Origin of the sequence: Pseudomonas abieticivorans (assembly GCF_023509015.1) — a bacterium.
GTDB lineage: Bacteria > Pseudomonadota > Gammaproteobacteria > Pseudomonadales > Pseudomonadaceae > Aquipseudomonas > Aquipseudomonas abieticivorans.
On sequence record NZ_CP094975.1, the window covers coordinates 2,051,198 to 2,070,874 of the forward strand.

General features: G+C 62.5%; 8 protein-coding genes and 1 pseudogene. 5 read left to right on the forward strand and 4 right to left on the reverse strand.

Going from position 1 to position 19,677, the window contains the following annotated elements; all coding sequences use genetic code 11:
- Position 1: 1 nt before the first annotated feature.
- Complete coding sequence (gene waaF / locus L9B60_RS09235; protein ID WP_249678183.1) at positions 2-1,051, reverse strand: lipopolysaccharide heptosyltransferase II; 1,050 nt, start codon at positions 1,049-1,051, stop codon at positions 2-4.
- Positions 1,052-1,157: 106 nt separating this feature from the next.
- Positions 1,158-4,101: pseudogene (gene glnE / locus L9B60_RS09240) on the reverse strand (bifunctional [glutamate--ammonia ligase]-adenylyl-L-tyrosine phosphorylase/[glutamate--ammonia-ligase] adenylyltransferase).
- A 381-nt stretch (positions 4,102-4,482) separates the two neighbouring features.
- Here glnE and aceE point away from each other — a divergent pair.
- From aceE to msrA, 4 genes are all read left to right on the forward strand, one after another.
- On the forward strand, positions 4,483-7,128 hold the full coding sequence (gene aceE, locus L9B60_RS09245) for a pyruvate dehydrogenase (acetyl-transferring), homodimeric type (RefSeq protein ID WP_249678184.1): 2,646 nt from the start codon (positions 4,483-4,485) through the stop codon (positions 7,126-7,128).
- 10 nt (positions 7,129-7,138) lie between these two features.
- Complete coding sequence (gene aceF / locus L9B60_RS09250) at positions 7,139-9,064, forward strand: dihydrolipoyllysine-residue acetyltransferase (protein ID WP_249678185.1); 1,926 nt, start codon at positions 7,139-7,141, stop codon at positions 9,062-9,064.
- A 329-nt stretch (positions 9,065-9,393) separates the two neighbouring features.
- Entirely contained in the window at positions 9,394-12,087 is a 2,694-nt protein-coding gene (locus tag L9B60_RS09255; protein WP_249678186.1) for a putative bifunctional diguanylate cyclase/phosphodiesterase, read from the forward strand.
- Positions 12,088-12,150: 63 nt separating this feature from the next.
- Positions 12,151-12,810 (forward strand): peptide-methionine (S)-S-oxide reductase MsrA, encoded by a 660-nt coding sequence (msrA, locus tag L9B60_RS09260; RefSeq protein ID WP_249678187.1) that lies wholly within the window; start codon positions 12,151-12,153, stop codon positions 12,808-12,810.
- Positions 12,811-12,912: 102 nt separating this feature from the next.
- Here msrA and L9B60_RS09265 read toward each other — a convergent pair whose 3' ends face one another.
- Positions 12,913-13,749 (reverse strand): 23S rRNA (adenine(2030)-N(6))-methyltransferase RlmJ, encoded by an 837-nt coding sequence (locus L9B60_RS09265; RefSeq protein ID WP_249678188.1) that lies wholly within the window; start codon positions 13,747-13,749, stop codon positions 12,913-12,915.
- Between the two features lie 72 nt (positions 13,750-13,821).
- The gene (gene putP / locus L9B60_RS09270) at positions 13,822-15,309 is read right to left on the reverse strand and encodes a sodium/proline symporter PutP (protein ID WP_249678189.1); all 1,488 of its coding nucleotides are present in this window, start codon (positions 15,307-15,309) and stop codon (positions 13,822-13,824) included.
- Between the two features lie 345 nt (positions 15,310-15,654).
- Here putP and putA point away from each other — a divergent pair, with 345 nt between their 5' ends.
- Positions 15,655-19,608 carry a trifunctional transcriptional regulator/proline dehydrogenase/L-glutamate gamma-semialdehyde dehydrogenase gene (gene putA, locus L9B60_RS09275; RefSeq protein ID WP_249678190.1) on the forward strand — a complete coding sequence of 1,318 codons (3,954 nt, stop codon included), beginning with the start codon at positions 15,655-15,657 and terminating at the stop codon, positions 19,606-19,608.
- Positions 19,609-19,677: the final 69 nt, after the last annotated feature.

The following is a 19,677-nucleotide window of genomic DNA, read 5'->3' on the forward strand; positions in this document are numbered from 1 at the left end:
CTTACTCGACCCCAACGATGATTTCGACCGCAGCCGGCCCTTCGATCTTCTGCAGGGCCTCGGCGACGCGCTGGGGTTCCAGCAGGCGCAGGCAATTGTAGTGGCCGAACTTGCAGGTGCGTTCGAAACACGGGCTGCAATCCAGGCCCAGGCGCACCACTTCCACCTGGTCGGCCAACGGCGGGGTGAAGCCGGGCGAGGTGGACCCATACACGGCCACAAGCGGGCGGTTCAGCGCCGCCGCCACGTGCATCAGGCCCGAATCGTTGGACACTACGGCATCGGCGCACGACATCAGGTCGATGGCTTCGGCAAGCGACGTTTCGCCACTGAGGTTCACCGACTCCTCGCGCAGGCCCGGGATCAGTCGCTCGCGGATCGACTCACCCACTCCATGGTCGTTCTTGGAGCCAAACAACCACACCTGCCAGCCTTCGCGGATCTTGATTTCGGCGACCTTGGCATAGTGCTCCGACGGCCAGCGCTTGGACTCGCCAAACTCCGCGCCAGGGCACAGCGCCAGCACCGGGCGGTCCAGCGCCAGGCCGAACTTGGCCAACGCGGCTTCGCGGCTGGCAGGCTCGATGCGCAATGCCGGGCGCGGGTACGGTTTGGGCAAATCAACGCCCGGCTCGAAGGCCAAGGCCATGAACCGCTCGATCATCAGCGGGTAGCGAGCCTTGTCCAAGGTGCGCACGTCGTTGAGCAGGCCATAGCGGAACTCGCCACGCCAACCGGTACGTTTGGGGGTATCGGCGAAGAACGGCACCAGCGCCGACTTCAGCGAGTTGGGCAGCAAAATGGCTTGATCGTACTGGCCCTTGAGGGACTTGCCGATCTTGCGCCGCGTTGCCAATTCCAACGCGCCGTGGCCAAGCGGAAAGCTCAAGGCCTGGCGCACCTGGGGCATGCGTTCGAGGATCGGCCGGCTCCACTCGGGGGCCAACACGTCGATCACGCTGTCTGGGTGACGTTGCTTGAGGCACTCGAAGAGTGTCTGGGCCATCACCATGTCACCGACCCAACTGGGCCCAATGATCAAAATTCTCATGCTTATTCCAGAAACGACCGAGGAGGCAGCAGGCTGGTGTTCCACAGCCTGGCCTCCCCGTCTTGTCTTTTATTCAGGCGTTGACTGACCAGTGTACGCCTTCTGGTCAGGCAAGCCCCAACTGGGCCCAAATCCGCAACACTTCCCGACGCTGGGCACTGAACTGGTCGGCACCGATGACCCCGGCCTCTTTCTGCAAAGCCTGCCGGTGCGCGGCGGAGCGGTAGGCCTTGTAGGCCTCGCGCAGCAGGCTGGCATCGGTGGCGGCCATCAGGCCGGCCTCTTCAAGCCCTTCCAGGATGCGGATGTTATCGGTGTAACGCAGCAGGGCCGGATGTTCTCTGGACCACGCCAAGGCCGCGTATTGCACCATAAATTCAATATCGACGATACCACCGGCATCCTGCTTGATATCGAAGGGCGCGCTGGCCTCGAAGGCATTGGGCCCGGTGCCGGCAGCCGTGGCCCTGGTGCCGAGGTTGTCGCGCATCTTGGCGCGCATCTCGCTGACTTCGGCGCGCAACTTGGGCAAATCACGTTCGCGGCCCAATACCTGGGCGCGGACTTTTTCAAAACCTGTGCCCACGTTCGGGCAGCCTACCAATACCCGCGCCCGCACCAGGGCCTGGTGTTCCCAGGTCCAGGCTTCGTTTTCCTGGTAACGCTGAAACGCGCTCAGGGAACTGACCAACAGGCCCGAGGCCCCGGACGGCCGCAGGCGCATGTCCACGTACATACAATTGCCCGGAGTTGGTCTGGGTGGTCAGCAAGTGGATGATCCGCTGGCCCAGGCGAGTAAAGAACTGCGCGCCGTCGATCGGCTTGGCGCCATCGGTCTCGGCGTTCGGGTCGCCGTCATGAATGAACACCAGGTCAAGGTCCGAGCCATGACCCAACTCGATGCCGCCGACCTTGCCGTAGCCGACAATGATGAAGCCCGGGTCGCACGGGCTGCCGTCGGTACGTTGCGGCAGGCCATGGCGGGCCACGCTCTGGCGCCAGGCCAGGCGCAAGGTTTGTTCAAGGATGGCTTCGGCCAGCCAGGTCAGGTAGTCGCTGACTTTCATCAGGGGCAGGCTGCCGGCGATTTCCGATGCGGCCACCCGCAGGCTGTGGGCCAGCTTGAAGTGCCGCAAGGCCTCCATTTGCTGCTCCAGGTCGTCCTCGGGGATGCGCGTGAGGCGCTCGCGCAGCTCGGCGGCCAGTTCCGGTGCCAGGGGCGGATTGAACAACCGGCCTTCGTTGAGCAACTCGTCGAGCAACAATGGGAAGCGCGTGATCTGCTCGGCGATCCATGGGCTGGCGGCGCACAGGGTCAACAGGCGGCGCAGGGCCCCCGGGTTTTCGGTGAGCAACACCAGGTACGCCGAGCGGCGCGCCACGGCCTCGACCAGCGGCAGCACCCGCTCCAGCACCAGGTCGGGTGCGGCATGCTCCACAGCCTGGGCCAGCAAGCGTGGAATGAAGGCATCCAGGCGCTCGCGACCCAGGCGCTGCATGGCGCGCAGTTGCGGGCTGGCGCGCAGGCCGGCGAGCTGTTTCAGCGCCTTGGGCGCGTCGTTGAACCCGGCCTCTTCAAGCTGGCGACAGGCGGCTTCTTCATTCTGCTGTTCTTCCCACAGCGGCAGCCATTCGCCACCGACCATGACGTCGCCGCCATCGTCGCCTTCCTCTTCATCCGGGTCGGCGATCACTTGGCGGAAGTGCCAGTCGATGCGCCCGCGCCAATACATCAGTTTTTCATGGAAGGCCGCCCAATCGGCAAAACCCATCATGAAGGCAATGCGCGCGCGGTCCTGATCACTGTCGGGCAGCATCTGCGTCTGCCGGTCGGCAATGGCCTGGATGGCATGTTCGGTGTAACGCAAGAACTCATAGCCTTCGCGCATCTCGGCGATCACGGCTGGCGGCAGATAGCCCTGGCCTTCCAGCGTGGCCAGTACCTTGAGCAGCGGCCGCTGTTGCAGGCTCAGGTCACGCCCGCCATGAATGAGCTGGAACGCCTGGGCGATGAACTCCACCTCGCGGATGCCGCCCGAGCCCAGCTTGATATTCTCGGCCATGCCCTTGCGCCGCACCTCCTGCTGGATCAACTGCTTCATGGTGCGCAGCGCTTCGATGGCAGAGAAGTCCAGGTAGCGGCGATAAACGAACGGGCGCAGCATGTCGAGCAATTGCGCACCGGCCAACTGGTCACCCGCCACCACGCGCGCCTTGATCATGGCGTAGCGTTCCCAGTCGCGGCCTTGGTCCTGGTAGTACTGCTCCAGGGCGTTGAAGCTGAGCACCAACGCACCGGCAGAGCCGTAGGGGCGCAAGCGCATGTCCACGCGAAAAACAAACCCGTCGACGGTGATCGGGTCCAAGGCCTTGATCAATTTTTGACCCAGGCGAATAAAGAACTCCTGGTTATCCAGCGCGCGCTTGACCCCTTGGGTCTCGCCGCCCTCGGGGTAGGCGAAAATCAGGTCGATGTCCGACGAAAGGTTCAGCTCCACCGCGCCGAGCTTGCCCATGCCCAAAATCACCATGTGCTGCGGCTCGCCGCTGCGCCGGCCCACGGGGGTACCCAACTGCTGGCAATGGCGGCTGTACAGCCATTGGTAAGCCTGGTCGATACAGGCATCGGCCATGTCCGACAGATCACGGCAGGTCTGCACCAGGTCGGCCTGGCGGGTCAGGTCGCGCCAAATGATGCGCACCTGCTGGCGAGTGCGCTGGCGGCGCAATACTCGGCCCAGTTCGTCCTCGGTTTGCGCGCCCTGCACCACGCCAGCAATCTGCGCGCACATCTCGCCCGGGGCAAAGCTGCGGTCCAGTTCACCGCTGCTGGCCAAGGCCAGCATCATCACCGGGTCGACCGTGACCTGTTGCAGCACGAAGTCGCTGGCCGCGCAGATCCGGTCGAACTCGGCCCAACGCTGCGCCGTCCAGCCTGCAAACTGCGCCTCAAGGGAATGGGTGATGACCGCAGCCTCGAACGAGTGGCGGTTACGGCTGACTAATGGCAGGAGAATGGCCGGCAAATCGACCGGCGAAGGCAGGGTCATGGTCTATCCTTGATCGGCGTGCGAAGGCCCAAAACCACTGGTTGTATATAAAACCTGGCAGGTTGGACTGTCGTACAAAAGTGATAAATAGCTGAAATCTGATATTTTTCGGCAGAAACCATCGCACCTTACCCGCAAAGGACTTATTTTTTACCCGCAATAACGATTATCCTCACAAGTCGACAGGAGGCCATGAGCCTTTTGTCTGTAGTTTTACTACTGTCGACTGTTCGTCAAGACATGAAATGGCGAGCGATATGTAGTAAAACTACACGACGCCGGTACAACCTCCCGGTAATCCAAGAATCTATATCGTCTGCCCACAAGGCCGTCGCAAACTCTGGCTTCGATTCTGGAAGCCTTTCCGCCCTGGAGCAAGCCATGCAAGACCTCGATCCCGTCGAAACCCAGGAATGGCTGGACGCCCTGGAGTCGGTTCTCGACAAAGAAGGCGAAGACCGCGCTCACTACCTGATGACCCGTATGGGTGAATTGGCAACCCGTAGCGGCTCACAACTGCCCTACGCCATCACCACGCCATACCGCAACACCATCCCTGTTACCCACGAAGCACGCATGCCTGGCGACCTGTTCATGGAACGCCGCATTCGCTCGTTGGTACGCTGGAACGCGATGGCGATGGTAATGCGCACCAACCTGCGTGATTCGGACCTGGGCGGCCACATCTCCAGCTTCGCTTCCAGTGCGACCCTGTATGACATCGGCTTCAACTACTTCTTCCAGGCCCCGACCGAAGAACACGGCGGCGACCTGATCTACTTCCAGGGCCACACCTCGCCAGGCGTTTACGCCCGTGCGTTCATGGAAGGCCGCATCACCGAAGACCAGATGAACAACTTCCGCCAGGAAGTCGACGGCCAGGGCCTTTCGTCCTATCCGCACCCTTGGCTGATGCCTGATTTCTGGCAGTTCCCGACTGTATCCATGGGCTTGGGCCCGATCCAGGCGATCTACCAGGCACGCTTCATGAAGTACCTGGAACACCGCGGCTTCATCCAGCCAGGCAAGCAAAAAGTCTGGTGCTTCCTGGGCGATGGCGAGTGCGACGAGCCGGAATCCCTGGGCGCCATCTCCCTGGCCGGCCGCGAGAAACTGGACAACCTGATCTTCGTCATCAACTGCAACCTGCAGCGCCTCGACGGCCCGGTTCGCGGCAACGGCAAGATCATCCAGGAACTGGAAGGCGTGTTCCGCGGTGCTCAGTGGAACGTGACCAAAGTCATCTGGGGCCGCTTCTGGGACCCACTGCTGGCCAAGGACGTCGACGGCATACTGCAACGCCGCATGGACGAAGTCATCGACGGCGAGTACCAGAACTACAAGGCCAAAGACGGCGCGTTCGTACGCGAACACTTCTTCAACACGCCTGAACTCAAGGCGATGGTTGCCGACCTGTCCGACGACGAGATCTGGAAGCTCAACCGTGGCGGCCACGACCCGTACAAGGTCTACGCGGCGTACCACGAAGCGGTCAACCACAAAGAACAGCCTACCGTCATCCTGGCCAAGACCATCAAGGGTTACGGCACCGGCGCAGGCGAAGCGAAGAACACCGCGCACAACACCAAGAAAGTCGACGTCGACAGCTTGAAGTTGTTCCGCGACCGCTTCGACATCCCGGTCAAGGACGAAGAGCTGGAGAACCTGCCGTTCTTCAAGCCAGAGCCAAACAGCGCCGAAGCCCGCTACCTGAGCGAGCGTCGCACCGCACTGGGCGGTTTTGTCCCGCAGCGCCGCGCCAAAAGCTTCAACATCCCGACGCCGCCACTCGATACCCTCAAGGCTATCCTGGACGGTTCGGGCGACCGCGAAATCTCCACCACCATGGCCTTCGTGCGCATCCTGGCGCAACTGGTCAAGGACAAGGAAATCGGCCCGCGCATCGTTCCGATCATCCCGGACGAAGCCCGTACCTTCGGTATGGAAGGCATGTTCCGTCAGCTGGGCATCTACTCCTCCGTCGGCCAGCTCTACGAGCCAGTCGATAAAGACCAGGTGATGTTCTACAAGGAAGACCAGAAAGGTCAGATCCTTGAAGAAGGCATCAACGAAGCAGGCGCCATGAGCTCCTTCATCGCTGCCGGTACTTCGTACTCCAGCCACAACCAGCCGATGCTGCCGTTCTACATCTTCTACTCGATGTTCGGCTTCCAGCGTATCGGCGACCTGGCCTGGGCCGCTGGCGACAGCCGTACCCGTGGCTTCCTGATCGGCGGCACCGCCGGCCGTACCACCTTGAACGGTGAAGGCCTGCAGCACGAAGACGGCCACAGCCACCTGCTGGCTGCCACCATCCCGAACTGCCGCACCTATGATCCAACCTACGGCTACGAGCTGGCGGTGATCATCCAGGACGGCATGAAGAAGATGACCGAAGAGCAACAGGACGTCTTCTATTACATCACCGTGATGAACGAGTCCTACCAGCAGCCAGCCATGCCGGCCGGTGCCGAGGAAGGCATCAAGAAGGGCATGTACCTGCTTGAGGAAGACACCAAGGAAGCGGCGCACCACGTACAGCTGATGGGCTCCGGCACCATCCTGCGCGAAGTGCGTGAAGCGGCGAAGATCCTGCGCGAGCAGTTCAACGTGGGCGCCGATGTATGGAGCGTCACCAGCTTCAACGAACTGCGCCGCGACGGCCTGGCCGTGGAGCGCAGCAACCGTCTGCACCCGGGCCAGAAGCCACAGTTGACCTACGTCGAAGAGTGCCTGAACGGCCGTAAAGGTCCGGTCATCGCTTCCACCGACTACATGAAGCTGTTCGCCGAGCAGATTCGTCAGTGGGTTCCTTCCAAGGAATTCAAAGTCCTGGGTACCGATGGCTTCGGTCGCAGCGACAGCCGCAAGAAGCTGCGTCACTTCTTTGAAGTCGACCGTCACTTCGTTGTGCTGGCTGCCCTTGAAGCCCTGGCGGACCGTGGCGACATCGAACCTAAAGTGGTGGCCGAGGCCATCGTGAAGTTCGGTATCGACCCCGAGAAACGCAACCCACTGGACTGCTGAGGAGAATTTTGTGAGCGAACTCATTCGCGTACCTGACATCGGCAGCGGTGAAGGTGAAGTAATCGAACTGTTTGTGAAGGTCGGCGACCGTATCGAAGCCGACCAGAGCATCCTGACGCTGGAATCGGACAAGGCCAGCATGGAAGTGCCGGCGCCGAAAGCGGGCATCATCAAAAGCTTGAAAGTGAAGCTGGGCGACCGCCTGAAAGAAGGCGACGAACTGCTGGAGCTGGAAGTCGAGGGCGCCGCCCAGGCGCCAGCGGCGGCCGCGCCTGCGCCTGCCGCCAAGGCCGAAGCTGCGCCAGCCCCGGCTGCCGCAGCACCGGCAGCAGCCCCAGCGGCCGCCGCGAGCAAAGACATCCACGTGCCGGACATCGGCTCGTCGGGCAAGGCCCAGATCATCGAGATTTCGGTCAAGGTCGGCGATACCGTTGCCGCTGATCAATCGCTGATCACCCTGGAGTCGGACAAGGCCAGCATGGAGATCCCTTCTCCAGAGGCCGGCGTGGTCGAGAGCATCTCGGTCAAGCTGAACGACGAAGTGGGTACCGGCGACCTGATCCTGGTGCTGAAGGTTGCGGGCGCAGCCCCAGCCGCCGCACCGGCCCAGGCTGCTGCACCTGCAGCCCCGGCGCCGGCCGCTGCGCCTGCAGCCCCCAGCGTGCAAGACATCCACGTGCCGGACATCGGCTCGTCGGGCAAGGCCAAGATCATCGAGCTGTCGGTCAAGGTCGGCGACAGTGTCGAAGTTGATCAATCGCTGATCACCCTGGAATCGGACAAGGCCAGCATGGAGATCCCGTCTCCCGCAGCAGGCGTGGTCGAGAGCATCAGTGTCAAGCTGGACGACGAAGTCGGCACCGGCGACATGATCCTCAAGCTGAAAGTAGCCGGCGCAGCCCCAGCCGCGGCCCCTGCGCAAGCAGCTGCCGCACCGGCAGCTGCACCTGCCGCCGCACCGGCCAAGGCACAAGCGGCGCCGGCCCCGGCAGCAGCTCCAGCTGCCGCATCGGGCGCCAAGGTCCACGCCGGCCCTGCGGTCCGCCAACTGGCCCGCGAGTTTGGTGTCGAGCTGAGCGCTGTCGGCGCTACCGGCCCGCACGGTCGCGTGCTGAAGGAAGACGTGCAGGCGTACGTCAAAGCCATCATGACCAAGGCCAAGGAAGCACCTGCCGCTGCTGCAGGCGCAACTGGCGGCGCTGGTATCCCACCGATCCCGGTGGTGGATTTCAGCCGTTTCGGCGAAATCGAAGAAGTGCCGATGACCCGCCTGATGCAGGCTGGCGCCACTAACCTGCACCGCAGCTGGCTGAACGTGCCTCACGTCACCCAGTTCGACCAGGCCGACATCACCGAGCTGGAAGCTTTCCGCGTTGCGCAGAAAGCCGTGGCCGAGAAGGCTGGCGTCAAGCTGACCGTATTGCCATTGCTGCTCAAGGCCTGCGCCCACCTGCTCAAGGAGCTGCCGGACTTCAACGCCTCGCTGGCCCCAAGCGGCAAGGCGATCATCCGCAAGAAATACGTGAACATCGGCTTCGCGGTCGACACCCCTGAAGGCCTGCTGGTACCGGTCATCAAGAACGTCGACCAGAAGAGCCTGTTGCAACTGGCTGCCGAAGCTGCGGCCCTGGCTGAAAAAGCCCGGACCAAAAAGCTCTCGGCCGACGACATGCAGGGCGCCTGCTTCACCATTTCCAGCCTCGGCCACATTGGCGGCACCGGCTTCACGCCGATCGTCAACGCGCCGGAAGTGGCGATCCTGGGTGTTTCCAAGGCCACCATCCAGCCAGTCTGGGACGGCAAAGCCTTCCAGCCGAAACTGATGCTGCCACTGTCGCTGTCCTACGATCACCGTGTGATCAACGGCGCCGCCGCCGCACGCTTCACCAAGCGGCTGGGCGACCTGCTGACCGACATCCGCACCATGCTGTTGTAATGCTGCACTGCCCCCTTCTAGCGAAGGGGGCAACGCTACCGGTTTTTCGAGCTGCCACGCTCGTACCTCAACCCCGCCAATTTGGCGGGGCTTTTTTTGCCCGGCAAAAAACCACAACCCTGTACCTGGAGCCCCGCAGCGGACCTTTCGCGGATGAATCCGCTCCTACTGAGGCTCATCGGCTTCAGATTTTCGATTGCCTGCCGATAGGATAGAGGCACAGAGCCACTGTAGTACTTGTAAGCCTGAGCCGCATGATGCAACCTTGCCCCACGCTTAGTAGTCGGGGCACCCCTAGGCGCGACCAGCATTCTTGAAGCGAGCTCTCCATGAAAAGCCAACCCGATGCTGCCAGCCGTATGGCGGCCGAGGTCGTGACGCAATTACCGGTGCCCTCACGGCTCGGCATGCTGCGTTTCGAGCGGCTGAACGAGGCTAATTGGGCCTTGTTGTTTCTTGATCCAAACTGCGAGCGCCAGTTCGGCCTGCCCGCAGCGGAGCTGTGCGCGCTGGTGGGCTCGCCCTACGCCAGCCTGATGGAGCCAGAGGCCCGCTACAAGTTGCATGATTCCATCCAATTGCAACTGGCGACCCGCCCCTGCTACCTGATCCACTACACCCTGCACACCACCGAGGGCCCGCTCAGCCTGCTGGAAGTGGGCGAGCCGTTCAAACAGCACAATCGCCAGCTGTTGCGGGGCTACCTGCTGGTGGTCGAAGGCATGCAAGGCGTGGCCCATGCACTGGGTGCCACAGACCTTGAAACCCAGAACAACCGCCTGCAGATCGCCCTGGAACAAAACCAGATAGCCCAGCAAGAGCAGTTGCAGCACCTGGACCGGGTGCGTGCCCAGCAAAACCTGATTTTGCGCCTGGCGCGCCAGCGCTACAGCACCAACAACCCCCTGCTGGAAGCGGCGCAACTGATTACTCGCAACGCCTGCGAAATCTACGACATCGACAGCGCCAGCATCTGGAACCTGATCGAGCAGCGCCTGGAGCCGATCGCCGCCTACGACCATGTGCGCCAGGAGTATCGCTACCCCGAGCCGATCGACGTCAGTTTCTACCCCGACTACCTGGAGGCGCTGCACACCAGCCGCGCCGTGGACGTGAACAACGCCACCCTGGACCCGCGCACCCATGAGATGGCCGAGAGCTTGCGCTCGCGAGACATCAACGCGATCCTGGACGCCAGTATCCGCGTCGACGGCCAGGTGGTAGGCGTGCTCTGCCTGGAACAGACCGGCCTGACCCGGCCATGGCAGTCCGATGAAGTGGCATTTGCCGGCGAGTTGGCCGACCAGTTCGCCCAAGTGATCAACAATCACAACCGGCGCACCGCCACCAGCGCCCTGCACCTGTTCCAGCGTGCGGTCGAGCAAAGCGCCAACGCCTTTTTGCTGGTGAACTACGAGGGGGTGGTGGAGTACGTCAACCCCAGTTTTACCGCGATCACCCAGTACAGCACCGAAGAAGTCCACGGCTACAAACTGTCGGAACTGCCGGCGCTGGAAAACCTCAGCGGCATGCTGTTCGACGCGCCCTCAAGCCTTGCCAACAGCAACAGTTGGCAGGGCGAGTTCAAAAGCCGGCGCAAAAACCTGGAACCCTACTGGGGCCAGCTTTCGATTTCCAAGGTGTACGGCGACAACCGCGAGTTGACCCACTACATCGGCATTTACGAAGACATCACCCAGAGCAAACTGGCGCAACAACGCATCGAACGGCTGGCCTACACCGACAACCTGACCAGCCTGGGCAACCGCCCGGCGTTCATCCGTAACCTGGATGAACGTTTTGCCCGCGACAACGACACCCCGATCAGCCTGCTGCTGGTAGACATCGACAACTTCAAGCGGATCAACGACAGCCTCGGCCACCAGACCGGTGACAAGCTGCTGATCAGCCTGGCCCGGCGCCTGCGCAATAGCCTGAACCCCAGCGGCAGCCTGGCGCGCTTTGCCAGTAACGAATTTGCCGTGCTGCTCGACGACACCGACCTTGAGGCCGGCCAGCAGATTGCCGTGCAAGTGCTCAAAACCCTCGACAAGCCGATGTTCGTCGACAACCAGTTGATCAGCGTGACCGGCTCCGTGGGCCTGGCCTGCGCGCCGATCCATGGCCGTGACCCGCAAACCCTGATGAAAAACGCAGGCCTTGCGCTGCACAAGGCCAAGGCCAACGGCAAGCATCAGGTGCAGGTGTTCACCGAGGCGTTGAATGCCGAGGCCAGTTACAAGCTGTTCGTGGAAAACAACCTGCGCCGCGCCCTGACCCAGAACGAGCTGGAAGTGTTCTACCAGCCCAAGCTGTGCCTGCGCAGCGGGCGATTGCTGGGCATGGAAGCGCTGCTGCGCTGGAACCACCCGGAAAAGGGCATGATCCGCCCCGACCAGTTCATCAGCGTGGCAGAGGAAACCGGCCTGATCATCCCGATCGGCAAATGGATCGCCCGCCAGGCCTGCCGCATGAGCAAACAACTGACCGCCGCCGGCATGGGCAACTTGCAGGTGGCCATCAACCTGTCGCCCAAGCAGTTCTCCGACCCTGACCTGGTGGCCTCGATCGCCAACATCCTCAAGGAAGAACAACTGCCCGCGACGCTGCTGGAGCTGGAGCTCACCGAAGGCCTGCTGCTGGAAGCCACCGACGACACCCACCAGCAACTCGACCAGCTCAAGCAACTGGGCCTGACCTTGGCCATGGACGACTTCGGCACCGGCTATTCGTCGCTCAGCTACCTGAAAAAATTCCCGATCGACATCATCAAGATCGACCGCAGCTTCATCCACGAAATCCCGGACAACCAGGACGACATGGAGATCACTTCGGCGGTAATCGCCATGGCCCACAACCTCAAGCTCAAGGTGGTAGCCGAAGGCATCGAGACCGCCGAGCAGCTGAACTTCCTCCGTCGCCACCGGTGCGACGTCGGCCAGGGCTACCTGTTCGACCGCCCCATTCCGGGCGGCGAGCTGATTGTGCAGCTTAAACGCTACCCACGCGGACCAATGGCCTGACAGCCGGGCGACACTCGGGCACACTGTCGGGCTATCGACAACACCCCACGTGAGGAATGCTTTATGGTCCTGCGCTCGGAGATCCTGGTGAACAAGAACGTACTGCCCACTGCCCAACAAGCCCTGCCGGGCCGCGAGTCGCCCATGACCGTGCCGGCAGAACACTTCGTCAACGGCAACCCGCTGGTAGGCCCCTTCCCCGCCGGCATGGAGCAAGCATTGTTCGGGCTGGGCTGTTTCTGGGGTGCCGAACGCCTGCTGTGGCAACAGCCAGGCGTGTACACCACCGCCGTTGGCTATGCCGGTGGCTTTACCCCCAACCCCACCTACGAAGAAACCTGCTCGGGCCTGACGGGCCATACCGAAGTGGTCCTGGTGGTGTTCGATCCGAAGAAAACCAGCTACGAAGCCCTGCTGAAACAATTCTGGGAAGCCCACAACCCGACCCAAGGCATGCGCCAGGGTGGCGACATCGGCACCCAATACCGTTCTGCGCTGTATTGCTTCGATGACGAGCAGTTCGACGCGGCCACCGACAGCAGCGAACTGTTCCAAAAAGAACTGGAAAAAGCCGGTTTGGGCCCGATCACTACCGAGATCGCCATGGCGCCGGCGTTCTACTACGCCGAGGCGTACCACCAGCAGTACCTGGCCAAGAACCCCGAAGGGTATTGCGGCCTGGGCGGCACCGGCGTTTGCTTGCCGCCGTCACTGAATCGCTAACCCAGTAGGAGCGGATTAATCCGCGAAACGCTCAACGCGGTTTGCCTGATACACCGCAGCGTACGTTTCGCGGATAAATCCGCTCCTACAGTGGGGTTTGATTCATTCCGCGATCAACCAATCCATCTGCCAACCACCCTGGGTTTGCCCCAGCTGCTTGGACAACCATGGCAGCAGCTCGCGCAACTCCTCTTCCAAACCCCAGGGCGGGTTGGCAATCGCCATGCCCGAGCCGTTCAGGCTGCTGGGCGTATCCAACGGATGCACCAGCAATTCCACCCGCAACAGCTTGGGCGCGCCGCTGCCGGCCAAATCCTGATAGAAACGCTTGAGTGCGCGCTGGTCTTTGACCGGGTACCAGATTGCCGCCACCGTCTGGCGCATGCGGCCGATGGCTTCTTTCAGGGCCTTGGCGCAACGCTGCATTTCATCGAGCTGTTCGAACGGCGGGTCGATCAACATCAATGCGCGTTTTTCCGGCACCGGCAACAGCGCCCGTGGCACGTGCCAGCCTTCGCCCAAGTGCACGGCCACGCGGCGGTCGCCCTTCATGTTTTCTTTCAGCAGACGGCCGTCTTCCGGGTGTTTTTCGTTGAGCAGCACGCGATCGTTGTGCCGGGTCAGGCGCCGCGCCAGTTCCGGAGAACCCGGGTAATAGCGTAACTGGCCATCCGGGTTCATGTCGCGCAGCACCTTCAGGTAGTCCGCCGCCACGGCGGGCAGGTCATCGGCCTGCCATAGGCGGGCGATGCCTTCGAGGTACTCGCCCGTGCGGTTGGCCTGGTCGCCGCCCAGGTCATACAGGCCTAGCCCGGCATGGGTATCCAGGTAGGCGAACGGCTGCTCCTTGCGCGACATCAAGGCAATCAGGCGGGTAAGGACGATGTGTTTGAAGACGTCGGCATGGTTGCCGGCGTGGAAGGCGTGACGATAGTTCATGGCAACTCCTGCAAGTGCAGCAAGTTTACCCTGTCCGGCCCGCCAGCCAAAGGCTGCGGGCCGGGCAACCGATCATTTGCCGGTGTGGTACGCCGCCTCTGCCGCCTCGAAACGCGACAGCATCGCAGTCGAAGGGCCGCGGCCCAGCAGGCTGACCAGCACGATGGCAACGCTGGCGAAGATAAAGCCCGGGATGATTTCGTACAGCCCCAGCAGGTTCAGTTGCTTCCAGACGATCACCGTGATGGCGCCCACCAGGATCCCGGCCAACGCGCCATTGCGGGTCATGCCCTTCCACAGCACCGAGATCAGCACCACCGGCCCGAATGCCGCACCAAAGCCGGCCCAAGCGTAGCTCACCAGGCCCAGTACACGGTTTTCCGGATTGGCCGCCAGCACAATGGCCACCAAAGCCACCAGCAGCACCATGGCACGGCCCACCCATACCAACTCAACCTGGGAAGCACCCTTGCGCAGGAAGGTCTTGTAGAAGTCTTCGGTCAGGGCACTGGAGCACACCAGCAGTTGGCAGCTCAGGGTACTCATCACTGCCGCCAGGATCGCCGACAGCAGTACGCCGGCCACCCACGGGTTGAAGAGAATCTTCGCCAGCTCGATGAACACCCGCTCGTGGTTTTCATTCACGGCAGCGGCAAACTCGGGGTGCGCGGAAAAATAGGCGATGCCGAAAAAGCCCACCGCCACGGTGCCGCCCAGGCACAGGATCATCCAGGTCATGGAGATGCGTCGGGCCTTGGCGATAGATTTCACCGAGTCCGCGGCCATGAACCGCGCCAGGATGTGCGGCTGGCCGAAATAGCCCAGGCCCCAGCCCATCAGCGAGATGATGCCGATGAAAGTGGTGTTCTTCAGCATGTCGAAGTTCGTCGGGTCCTTGGCCTCGATGGCAAGGAAGGTGGTATCGATGCCACCGGTTGCCAGCATGACCACGATCGGCGTGAGGATCAGGGCGAAGATCATCAGCGTGGCCTGCACGGTATCCGTCCAACTGACCGCCAGGAAGCCACCGACAAAGGTGTAGGCGATGGTTGCCGCCGCACCGGCCCACAGGGCGGTTTCGTAGCTCATGCCGAATGTGCTTTCGAACAGACGGGCACCGGCAACGATACCGGAGGCACAGTAGATGGTGAAAAACACCAGGATCACGATGGCCGAAATGATACGCAGCAGCCCGCTGTGGTCTTCGAAGCGGCTGGCGAAGTAATCCGGCAGGGTCAGTGCATCACCACAATGCTCGGTTTGCACCCGCAGGCGACCGGCCACGAACAGCCAGTTCAGGTAGGCGCCGATGACAAGGCCGATGGCAATCCAGCTTTCCGACAGGCCCGACATGTAGATCGCGCCGGGCAGGCCCATCAGCAGCCAGCCGCTCATGTCCGAGGCGCCTGCAGACAACGCGGTGACCACGCTGCCGAGGCTGCGCCCACCGAGGATGTAGTCCGAGAGGTTGTTGGTTGCGCGGTACGCCATCAGCCCGATCAGGACCATGGCGGCGATGTAGATCACGAAGGTGATCAACGTAGGGTTGCTGACGCTCACTGTATGACTCCCGGTTGTTTTTATGGTTGGCAGAGGTTGCACCTGGGTCGCGCATGCTACTGGCTAAATAGAAGCAGGCGCAACCTTTCTGGCAAGGTAGTTGCACCTTGAATTACTTCTGCCAACCAGCAGGGTTTGTGCTTCCTTTGGGAGCAAATTCACCGATTTCAGGGGATGAACGCACCGTGTGTGTGCAGATTAACCACACCGATGTTTTTTTCTGACGGCAGGTTAAATTATTTCAAGATTTTAAGGTTGCACCTGGTTGCACCCAACATGAGGCAACGGCTAATCTTGCCGCCAGCTTTACTGCCACGCTTGTGTGGCCTTGATGAGGACAAGAAATTGGCAACGACCACCCTTGGGGTCAAACTTGACGACCCGACCCGCGAGCGGCTGAAGACGGCAGCACAGTCCATCGACCGTACGCCGCACTGGCTGATCAAACAGGCGATTTTCAATTACCTGGAAAAACTCGAGGGTGGTGCAACCCTGCCGGAGCTCAATGGCCAGGCGGGCCATGGCATCGACGATTCGGGCGAAGTACAGCCGGATCACAGCCACCAGTGCTTCCTGGAGTTCGCCGAAAGCATCCTGCCGCAATCGGTGCTGCGCGCAGCCATCACGGGCGCCTACCGCCGGCCAGAGCCGGAGGTAGTGCCGATGCTGCTGGAGCAGGCACGCTTGCCGCTTGCCATGGGCGAGGCCACCAACAAGCTGGCCGCCAGCATTGCTGAAAAACTGCGCAACCAGAAGAACGCCGGCGGCCGGGCCGGCATCGTCCAGGGTCTGCTGCAGGAATTCTCGCTGTCGTCCCAGGAAGGCGTGGCACTGATGTGCCTGGCCGAAGCGCTGCTGCGCATTCCCGACAAAGGCACCCGCGACGCACTTATCCGCGACAAGATCAGCAACGGCAACTGGCAGCCGCACCTGGGCAACAGCCCATCGCTGTTCGTCAACGCCGCCACCTGGGGCCTGCTGTTGACCGGTAAGCTGGTCGCCACCCATAACGAGGCCGGCCTGACCTCCTCGCTCAGCCGCATCATCGGCAAAAGCGGCGAACCGATGATCCGCAAGGGCGTCGACATGGCCATGCGCCTGATGGGCGAGCAGTTCGTCACCGGCGAAACCATCGCCGAGGCCCTGGCCAATGCCAGCAAGTTCGAAGCAAAGGGCTTTCGCTATTCCTACGACATGCTCGGTGAAGCCGCACTCACCGAGCACGATGCCCAGAAGTACCTGGCGTCGTACGAGCAAGCCATCCACTCGATCGGCAAGGCCTCCCACGGCCGTGGCATCTATGAAGGGCCGGGCATCTCGATCAAGCTGTCGGCGCTGCACCCGCGCTACAGCCGCGCCCAGTACGAACGCGTGATGGACGAGCTGTACCCGCGCCTGCTGTCGCTGACCTTGTTGGCCAAGCAGTACGACATCGGCCTGAACATCGACGCCGAGGAAGCCGACCGCCTGGAGCTGTCGCTCGACCTGCTGGAGCGCCTGTGCTTCGAGCCGCAACTGACCGGCTGGAACGGCATCGGCTTTGTCATCCAGGCGTACCAGAAGCGTTGCCCATACGTGATCGACTACGTCATCGACCTGGCCCGCCGCAGCCGCCATCGCCTGATGATCCGCCTGGTGAAGGGCGCCTATTGGGACAGCGAGATCAAGCGCGCCCAAATCGACGGCCTGGAAGGCTACCCGGTGTATACCCGCAAGGTGTACACCGACGTGTCCTACATTGCCTGCGCACGCAAGCTGCTGTCAGTGCCAGAAGTCATCTACCCGCAGTTCGCCACGCACAACGCCCACACCCTGTCGGCCATCTACCACATCGCCGGGCAGAACTACTACCCGGGCCAGTACGAGTTCCAGTGCCTGCATGGCATGGGCGAGCCACTGTACGAACAGGTGGTAGGCAAGGTCGCCGACGGCAAGCTGAACCGTCCGTGCCGCGTGTACGCACCGGTTGGCACCCATGAAACGCTGCTGGCCTACCTGGTGCGGCGCCTGCTGGAAAACGGCGCCAACACCTCGTTCGTCAACCGCATTGCCGACCAGTCCATATCCATCCAGGAACTGGTCGCCGACCCGGTGAGCACCATCGAGCAGATGGCCACCCAGGAAGGCGGATTCGGCCTGCCACACCCGCGCATCCCGTTGCCGCGTGACTTGTACGGCAGCGAGCGGGCCAACTCGGCCGGCATCGACCTGGCCAACGAACATCGCCTGGCCTCGCTGAGCTGCGCTTTGCTGGCCACTGCGCACAACGACTGGAAAGCCGTGCCGATGCTCGGCTGCCCGTCCAGCAACGAGCCCGCGCAACCGGTATTGAACCCGGCCGACCTGCGCGACGTGGTCGGCCACGTCCAGGAAGCCACGGTGGAAGATGTCGACAACGCCATCCTCTGCGCCATGAGCAACGGCCCGATCTGGCAGGCCACCCCGCCGGCCGAGCGCGCCGCAATCCTGGAGCGCGCCGCCGACCTGATGGAGGCCGAGATCCAGCCGTTGATGGGCCTGCTGGCCCGCGAAGCTGGCAAGACCTTCGCCAACGCCATCGCCGAAGTGCGTGAAGCCGTGGATTTCCTGCGTTACTACGCGGTGCAGGCACGCAACGACTTCAGCAATGACGCCCACCGCCCGTTGGGCCCGGTGGTGTGCATCAGCCCGTGGAACTTCCCGCTGGCGATCTTCAGTGGCCAAGTAGCCGCAGCACTGGCCGCCGGCAACCCGGTACTGGCCAAACCGGCCGAGCAAACCCCGCTGGTCGCGGCCCAGGCCGTGCGCCTGCTGCTGGAAGCCGGCATCCCGGAAGGCGTGGTGCAACTGTTGCCAGGCCGTGGCGAAACCGTCGGTGCGCGGCTGGTGGGTGACGAGCGCGTCAAAGGCGTGATGTTCACCGGTTCCACCGAAGTCGCGCGCTTGCTGCAACGCAACATCGCCGGGCGCCTGGACTCTCAGGGCCGGCCGATCCCGCTGATCGCCGAAACCGGCGGCCAGAACGCCATGATCGTCGACTCCTCGGCACTCACCGAGCAAGTGGTCATCGACGTGGTTTCCTCGGCCTTCGACAGTGCGGGCCAGCGTTGCTCGGCCCTGCGCGTGCTGTGCCTGCAAGAAGACTCGGCCGACCGCGTGATCGAAATGCTCAAGGGCGCCATGGCCGAATCGCGCCTGGGCAACCCCGAGCGCTTGAACGTGGACATTGGCCCGGTGATCGACGCCGAAGCCCGTGCTGGCATCGAGAAACACATCCAGGGCATGCGCGACAAGGGCCGTAGCGTGTACCAGATGGCCATCGCCAACGCCGAGGAAATCAAGCGCGGCACCTACGTGACGCCGACCCTGATCGAGCTGGAAAGCTTTGACGAGCTGCAACGCGAGATCTTCGGCCCGGTGCTGCACGTGGTGCGCTACAAGCGCAAGGAACTGGACCAGTTGATCGAACAGATCAATGCCTCCGGCTACGGCCTGACCCTGGGCGTGCACACCCGCATCGACGAAACCATCGCCAAAGTGGTGGATAACGTCAACGCCGGTAACGTCTACGTGAACCGCAACATCGTCGGCGCCGTGGTCGGCGTGCAGCCGTTCGGCGGCGAAGGCCTGTCTGGCACCGGCCCGAAAGCCGGCGGCCCGCTGTACCTTTATCGCTTGCTGGCGACCCGCCCGGAGGACGCCATCGAACGCACCTTCCAGGCGTCCGACGCCGCCAACGCCCCGGACGTGCGCCTGCGTGATGCCATGGCCAAGCCAGCCCAAGCCTTGCAGGCCTGGGCTGGCAGCAACCAGCACGGCGCATTGGCCGAGCTGTGCGCACAATTCGCCCAGCAATCGCAGAGCGGTGTGAGCCGCGTGCTCACCGGCCCAACCGGCGAGCGCAACAGCTACGCCATCCTGCCGCGCGAACACGTGCTGTGCCTGGCCGAAGTCGAAGCCGACCTGCTCAGCCAACTGGCTGCCGTGCTGGCCGTGGGCAGCCACGCGGTATGGACCGAGAGCGAACTGTGTAAAACCCTGCGCAACCGCCTGCCGAAGGAAGTGCAAGCGCGCATCCAACTGGTGGCCGAGTGGGCCAAGGACGACGTGGCGTTCGACGCCGTCATCCACCACGGCGACTCAGACCAACTGCGCGCGGTGTGCCAGCAGATCGCCAAGCGTGCCGGCGCCATCGTCGGCGTGCAGGGCTTGTCCCAAGGCGAAACCAACATCGCGCTGGAACGCCTGGTGATCGAGCGAGCCCTGAGCGTGAACACGGCGGCAGCGGGTGGTAATGCCAACCTGATGACCATCGGGTAACGGCATCACGCAGTAACCGGACCGCAGCCAACAAGCGTTGGCTGCGGTTTTTTGGTTTTATCACTCGCG

Coding starts and splice junctions, on each gene's coding strand:
- L9B60_RS09255 (WP_249678186.1), top strand. CDS start 9,394: ATGAAAAGCCAACCCGATGCTGCCAGCCGTATGGCGGCCGAGGTCGTG.
- waaF (WP_249678183.1), bottom strand. CDS start 1,051: ATGAGAATTTTGATCATTGGGCCCAGTTGGGTCGGTGACATGGTGATG.
- aceE (WP_249678184.1), top strand. CDS start 4,483: ATGCAAGACCTCGATCCCGTCGAAACCCAGGAATGGCTGGACGCCCTG.
- msrA (WP_249678187.1), top strand. CDS start 12,151: ATGGTCCTGCGCTCGGAGATCCTGGTGAACAAGAACGTACTGCCCACT.
- L9B60_RS09265 (WP_249678188.1), bottom strand. CDS start 13,749: ATGAACTATCGTCACGCCTTCCACGCCGGCAACCATGCCGACGTCTTC.